8 protein-coding genes and 1 pseudogene are annotated in these 6,266 nt (G+C 66.8%); 3 read left to right on the plus strand and 6 right to left on the minus strand.

Going from position 1 to position 6,266, the window contains the following annotated elements; translation table 11 throughout:
• Window positions 1-330: pseudogene (locus ACIQ3R_RS13855) on the plus strand (hypothetical protein); the annotation flags it as partial.
• On the opposite strand, the gene ACIQ3R_RS13860 reads toward ACIQ3R_RS13855, so the two are convergent.
• Window positions 303-752, minus strand: a complete 450-nt coding sequence (locus ACIQ3R_RS13860) for a hypothetical protein (RefSeq protein WP_397419449.1) — start codon at window positions 750-752, stop codon at window positions 303-305. The pseudogene ACIQ3R_RS13855 and the gene ACIQ3R_RS13860 sit on opposite strands and share 28 nt — an antisense overlap.
• 227 nt (window positions 753-979) lie before the next feature.
• Between ACIQ3R_RS13860 and ACIQ3R_RS13865 the strand changes: the two genes are divergently transcribed.
• Complete coding sequence (locus ACIQ3R_RS13865; protein WP_397419450.1) at window positions 980-2,299, plus strand: MFS transporter; 1,320 nt, start codon at window positions 980-982, stop codon at window positions 2,297-2,299.
• A gap of 45 nt (window positions 2,300-2,344) precedes the next feature.
• On the opposite strand, the gene ACIQ3R_RS13870 is transcribed toward ACIQ3R_RS13865, so the two are convergent.
• Window positions 2,345-2,890, minus strand: a complete 546-nt coding sequence (locus ACIQ3R_RS13870) for a lipocalin family protein (RefSeq protein ID WP_397419456.1) — start codon at window positions 2,888-2,890, stop codon at window positions 2,345-2,347.
• A 264-nt stretch (window positions 2,891-3,154) separates the two neighbouring features.
• Here ACIQ3R_RS13870 and ACIQ3R_RS13875 point away from each other — a divergent pair, with 264 nt between their 5' ends.
• A complete protein-coding gene (locus tag ACIQ3R_RS13875; RefSeq protein WP_397419451.1) occupies window positions 3,155-3,724 on the plus strand; it encodes a GNAT family N-acetyltransferase in 570 nt (189 codons plus the stop codon).
• 27 nt (window positions 3,725-3,751) lie between these two features.
• Here ACIQ3R_RS13875 and ACIQ3R_RS13880 read toward each other — a convergent pair whose 3' ends face one another.
• From ACIQ3R_RS13880 to ACIQ3R_RS13895, 4 genes are all read right to left on the minus strand, one after another.
• Window positions 3,752-4,744: an MsnO8 family LLM class oxidoreductase gene (locus ACIQ3R_RS13880; protein ID WP_397419452.1), complete on the minus strand. Its 993-nt coding sequence runs from the start codon at window positions 4,742-4,744 to the stop codon at window positions 3,752-3,754.
• Window positions 4,741-5,109, minus strand: a complete 369-nt coding sequence (locus tag ACIQ3R_RS13885; protein ID WP_397419453.1) for a GFA family protein — start codon at window positions 5,107-5,109, stop codon at window positions 4,741-4,743. The genes ACIQ3R_RS13880 and ACIQ3R_RS13885 overlap by 4 nt, the downstream gene beginning before the upstream one ends.
• Window positions 5,110-5,173: 64 nt before the next feature.
• Window positions 5,174-5,584 (minus strand): DUF2147 domain-containing protein, encoded by a 411-nt coding sequence (locus ACIQ3R_RS13890; protein WP_397419454.1) that lies wholly within the window; start codon window positions 5,582-5,584, stop codon window positions 5,174-5,176.
• Between the two features lie 7 nt (window positions 5,585-5,591).
• Complete coding sequence (locus ACIQ3R_RS13895; protein WP_397419455.1) at window positions 5,592-6,062, minus strand: PaaI family thioesterase; 471 nt, start codon at window positions 6,060-6,062, stop codon at window positions 5,592-5,594.
• Between the last annotated feature and the right edge of the window lie 204 nt (window positions 6,063-6,266).

A 6,266-nucleotide genomic window follows, 5' to 3' on the forward strand; every position in this document is an offset into this window, starting at 1 on the left:
GGCCTCGTACTGTTCCGAAGCCTGGGGTTGGAACAAGCCTGGGTGGCGGTGGCGGCCAACGCCATGGGAGCTCTGGCCTTCGCGTTCTGGACCCCTGTGATCGGAGCGGTGCTCTACGATCTGGCGTCGGCCACGCCTTGCCCGCTCCGATACAGCGTGGCGACGGAAACCGGATGGGACCTGGGGAGCGCCGGCGCCTGCCTGGCCGGAGCCGCTATGCTCGCCCTGGGGCTCGGTTATGCGGCGGCGATCCTGATCGCGCTGCTCGGCGCGACCGCTTCCTTCGGGCTTCTCTGGCGGCGCTACGGGGCCGAGGCGCGGGCCACATAGGCCTCGAAGGCCGCGCGCGCCCGGGTGAGGCATCCATCCACCTGGGCCGTGGTCACGATGCCCTCAAAGGCGGTCAGGTCCACCTCCGGGCAGGGTTTTGCGCTGGGTCCCGAACGCTTCAGCCGCGGCTGAGCGACCAGCATCTTCAGCACTGCCACTCGGTCGGAGTTGGCGGCGGACAATTGTCGGCGCGGCAAGGTGACGCCGCCGGCCCCGCCGGTCAGTCGGGTGATCTGGCCTGAGGTGTCGATCACCATCACGGTCTTGCCGACGCCCAGCGGCAGGGTCGCGCCCGCCGCGACGCTACGCCCCCGAGCAATGGCGGGATCGGTCGAGGCCACCACCACAAACTCCGAAGCCTGCGCCACACCCGCGACGCCCAGCGCAAAGATCATGGCCAGAATCGGCGTCGGTCCCCGCATGGTGGTCTTCCTTCCGAACTGAGGCGGCCAGTGTGGACCGCTCTCCCGGGTGGTCAAGGGAATGCGCCCGGCGATGAAGATGGGCTTCAAGGCCGGTTGCCGCGCCGGCGAAACCCCTTAGCATTGAATGCGAGTCCAGTTCCTTCCGGACCGGATGTTCGAATTTTTCCGCAGCCAGGGGGCCCTGACCGCGTGGGCCAATGCCCGGCGCCAGGGAAGTGACAAGCGTGACGACCCGCCTCGACGAAACCGACGCCGTCGTGACGCCGGACGAAGCCGACCTCGCCGAGCGTGAGGCCGCTTACGAGAAGTTCGTCTGGGACAATCTGCCCCGGAACTACGCCGGCAACTACCTCCATGGCATGCTGGGCATGACCGGCTTCCGGCTGGTCAACGCCCCCACCTTTCTGCCGGCCTATCTGTTCGCAGTCTCTGGCTCCAACAGCATCGTTGGGCTGGCGCTGGCCCTCCAGCAGGTGGGCGGAATCATCTCGCCGATCTTTGGCGCCACCAAGGTTGAGCACCGCAAGCGGCTGATGCCGGCGGCCGTATGGATGGGGAGCCTTGGCCGGCTCGCCATCCTCGGCATGGCGCTCGCCGGCTGGTTCCTTTCGGGCCAGCCCCTGGTCTGGGCGCTGCTGTTCTTCATTTTCATGTTCGGCGTCTTCATGGGCGCTCAGCGGGTGGTGTTCTCCACCCTCATGGCCAAGGTCATCCCGCTACAACGGCGCGGTCGCCTTCAGGCTTGGCGCAACGCCACTGGCGGGCTGATCGCGGCGATCCTGGCCTGGGTGGCCGGACGCTACTTCATTGAGCCGAACCTGTTCGGCAACGGCTATTCCACCACCTTCGTCTTCGCCTTCGCCCTGACCAGCGCCGGTCTCTGGGCGCTGCAGATACTGTTAAAGGAACCCGAGCCCCCCACCACCCGCACACAGGCCCGTTTCCGCGACCGCTTGATGGATTTCCCTGCGCTGGTCCGCCAGGACCCGGCTTATGGCTTCTTCCTGATCATGCAGATGCTGGCGACCTCCGCGCGCATCGCGACGCCGTTCTACATCCTGCACGTCGGTCAGCAGGTGGGGGCCGACGGGGCCACCCTGGGCCTGCTCACCTTCGCTTTCCTGGGCGCCGACACGCTCTCCAACCTTCTTTGGGGCTACATGGGAGACAAGACCGGCTTCCGGGCCGTGCTGGTCGTCTCGCTGATCGGCTGGATGGGCGCGACGGTTATGCTGATCTACCTGCATGAACCCGTGCAAGTCTTCGCCGCCTTCGCGCTCCTCGGGGCCTCGCTCTCCGGCTACATGATGGCGTCCCAGACCATGATCCTGGAGTTCGGCACCCGCGATGAGCTGCCCATGCGCATTGCGTTTTCCGCCACCGCAGAGAGCATCACCGCGACCGCCGGGCCGCTGATCGGCGGCGTCGTCGCCGAATTCTATGGCTACAACACGGTCTTCTTCGCCTCGCTGGGCTTCCTGGTCGCCGCGTTCCTGATCCTGATGACCGCGGTCAAGGAGCCTCGAAAGCGAACCAGAGTGTGACAGCCTGAAGTGGTTGCCGGTTCAGGCGCCCGTCACGCTCCAACTCTAGGGTCTGGGCCGACCCGGCGTGGCCAGGATTTCCAGCTCGCCCGTGTAGCCGAGCGCCCGGATCTTGCCGACCCAGGCCTCAACCTCGGCCATCGGCGGCGCCACGGCGCGGCTGAACAGATAGACTCGTTCAAACTCCGGCTCGGCTGACGCGAACCAGCTCCGGTCCGGGTCCGTCGCGATGATCCGATAGGTGCGCGTCGGGCGGAACGGTCCGAAGCGATAGCGGACCTCCAGGGTGGCGTTGACGCCCTCGTCCTTGATCTGGCCCGGTCCGGCGATGGCGCGCAGCGAGCCATCCTCGCGCTCTTGCCGGCACTCGTCGCGCACCTGGATACGCCCCTTGTCGTCGCGGCTGTAGGCGGTGGTCGCCCATTCGCAGCCCTTGGTCAGCCCGGTCGGCGTCCGCGCCTGCTCGTACCAGGTCCCGGCGTAGAAGGTCGCAGGATCCAGCGGCCCCGCGCTCGGCGGTTCGGCGGCGGCGGCCGGCGCAGCGGCGAAGAGGGTAAGGGCGAGCGTGGCGGCGATGGCGTTGTTGTTCATACTGCTCAAGTGGGACGCGGACGCACCATTGCCAAGCCCCCCATTAAGTTGACGGCGCCGAGTTCGCCGCCTAACGCAGCGGCATGGTTCACCAGCCTGCAAGCTCGTCCGGTTGCAACGCTGCCACCCTCGCGGGGCGTCGGGACGGACTTGCGCGCGTCGACGTATAGCCTTCCAGATCAAAGCCCCGCCGGACCGGCTGGGGCTCACGCGATGCGAACAGGAAGGCGCCCCGCCACCGGCATTTCCCAAACGAGATGGAAAATGACCGATTTCACGCCCTTACCGCCGACCCCCACGCTGGAGACTCAGCGGCTGATTCTGCGCCCGCTGGCCGAGCGCGACGTTCCGGCCATCCAGTACATCTTCCCGCAATGGGAACTTGTGAAGTACCTAAGCGCGACGATCCCATGGCCCTATCCGGCCAATGGCGCGGCGACCAATATGGCCGAGTGCCTTGAGAAACGCGCCCGCGGCGAGCAGTTCTACTGGGCGATTACGCTCAAGGGCTCCGACGACCTGCGCGGTCGGATCGATCTGTGGCCACTGCCCGCGGATCGCCGGGACATGCGCGGCTTCTGGCTCGACCCGCTGCTCCATGGCCAGGGCCTGATGACCGAGGCGGCCGAGGCGGTGACGGCCTACGCCTTCGAACGGCTGGCCTGGCCGTTCCTCTACCTGACCAACGCGGTCGGCAACCGCGCCTCGGCCCGGGTCAAGGAGAAACAGGGCGCGATCGAAGTCGGCCGCGAGCCATTCCAGTATGTCTCGGGCGAGGGCGAGAAGCAGATCTGGTTGCTCACCCGCGAGGCGTGGCTCGCCCGCCGCGCCTAGGGCCTAAGGTGTTGGAACTCTTGGCGCCTACCGCGGCGCCAGGAGCTCAAGAGACCGCAGCCTCAAGTCCAGCGATGGTCCGGCGGACATCACGAACACCTCGTCAGCGCCCGCCATCCCCGCTTTCTGGGCCAGACGCTCCCGGATCACCGGCGCGGAGGCCGCCAGGGTCCGACGCTCAACGTCCTCAAGCACCGGCGTGCCCTTCCACTCGGCCAGGAACGCCTCGGCCTCAGCAATCTCCGTGAACCGCCGCCGCCTGCCGGACAACATCGCGACCGTACCCGCGCGCCTGGGCGCATCGCCGCGCCAGCCGTCCTCGTCGGTCTCCGCCGCATAGGCGACTACCGCCGTCCCCGCCCAGGGCTCGCTTCGGAACGCCGAGGGCCGGAAGGCCCGGCGGTAGGCGGCGATCGACGGCCCCGCCTCGGTGCGGGCGATAAACTCGGCGAACACCAGGCCCACGCCCATCATGCCGGCGAAGCTGGCGCTTTCCTCGGAGGTGCAGAGCACGAACACGTCAGGGTGCGAAGGCCCGGTCGGATTGGCCTTGATATCAAAGATCGGATGACCTTCGGGAATCGGGACCTTTCCCGAGGAATCCAGAAGCCAGGCGGTCAGCAACTGGAAGTAGTGCGGAAACGCGTCGGACCCCACAGAGCGCAGCGCCCCTCCCGTTCGCCCGTCCGCGCCCAGCGCGCGGCCGAGGCCCAGGTCGATCCGGCCCGGCGCCAGAGCTTCAAGCTCCATGAAGCTCTCCGCCACCTTCAGCGGCGAATAGTTCACCAGCATCACCCCGCCCGATCCCAGTCGGATGCGCGTGGTCGCCTGGGTCAGGGCGGCGATCAGGATCTCCGGGTTGGGCGAGCCCAGGGTTGCGATGTTGTGGTGTTCGGCCACCCAGAACCGGTGATAGCCCAGCGCCTCGGCGGCGCGAGCCACTTCGATCGTCTGGCGCACAGCCTCAGCCTGGGTCGCCTGGCCCGTGACTGGCGACAGGTCGAGAACGGAGAGTTTCAAACCGCGTCGTCCTCGTCGAGGTACTTCCAGGTGTCGGCGCCGTCGAAGGGGCGCACCCGGATCGCACTCCAGTCCAAGCCATCAATCAGGCGGGCATTGATGGCCATCCGATCTCGCGACCCGTCCAGGCTCTGCCAATGAGTGGTGACCCCGCACGATCGACAACGGTGAAAGGCCAGCATCCGATCACCCCAGACATAGACCTGCGTCGACTGCGGCGCCGGCAGGGTCACCTCCTGTCGCGTGAAATACACCCAGCGGGCGCCGATCCGCCGACAGATCGAACAGTTGCACTCCGTCGCCTCGGTCGGCGCCGTCGGCAGGCCGAGGCTGGCCGCCCCGCAATGGCATTTGGCCTGGATCATGGCCGCTTCCCCCGTTTGCGCCCCAGCTTGGCCGGAAGCGTGACGGAAGGGAAGGATCGAGCCGTCAGCTCGTCACGCGCTTCCAGTTCTGCGTCTTGCAGGCCAGGCCCGCGATCAGGCAGCCCTTGGCCTTGAGCGTGTTGGCGTCGATCAACTGAGCCGAGCCGCCAAAGGTGGCGTTCATGTCCGGAACGAAAACCCGGCCCTTCCAGGTGTCGGTCTTACTGGGTTGGAAATTGCGGAAGAGCTGCGCCCCGACCAGAGGGTCGGTGCCGGCTTCCTTGGCGTCGGCTTTCGCCTTGGCCGTCGCCCAGACCACATAGCCGCACAGGTTGGCCCCGCACGGTTTGATATGGATGTGCACCGTGTTCTTCGGATTGCGCCACACGCCTTCCACGCTGCCGGCAGCCTGCGCGGCTGCCGGCAGCGCAAGCGCGGCGCCGAAAAGGGTCGGGATGATGAATTGGCGTATCATGGGTCGCCTATGTCTTCCGCGACCCTGTCTTTTTCAAGACAGACGAGAAACTCATGATCGGGTTGTCGCCCTGGGTGATCAATCCGCGCACGAACACCATGCTGCGCCCCGCCTTCACCACCTCGCCCCGGCACTCGACGATCTCGCCTTCCACGGCGGCTCCGACGAACTCACCGTTGAACGTCGCCGTCACGCTGTTGCCGCCGGATTGGCTCAAGGGTTCGCGGGCGATCTCGAACAGGCAGAAGTCGGCAAAGCTCATGATGCAGCCGCCGTGCATGAACATGCCGCCGTTCATGTGCCGCCGTTCGGGGCGGAAGGCGCAGATCGGACCCTTGTCGTCGATCCGCGAGTAGAAGGGCCCGACCAGGTCCTCATAAGGATCCCCGCCGGGATAGTAGTGCCAGCCGGCCCACTCGCCCTCGGTCACCACCGTCCGCTTGGAACTGTAGCTGTTTTCGCTAACGCCGCCGTCCATACCGATCCCCTTGCGCCCGGAACCCTTGCGCGAAGCGTTTGCTCGCCGCGCATCCGAACTCTAGTTTGAGGGGGCGCTTACACCGCATCGGGGTCCCTTCTGGCAAGGGGCGCCCGGCCCTGCCAACCGGAGATCCGAAACCCCGTGATGTCGTCGATGCTTTTGGCGCTGGCGCTCGTGGCGCAACCCGCGCCCGACGACGGG

The sequence above is a fragment of the Phenylobacterium sp. genome (genome assembly GCF_044371015.1).
Classification (GTDB): domain Bacteria; phylum Pseudomonadota; class Alphaproteobacteria; order Caulobacterales; family Caulobacteraceae; genus Phenylobacterium.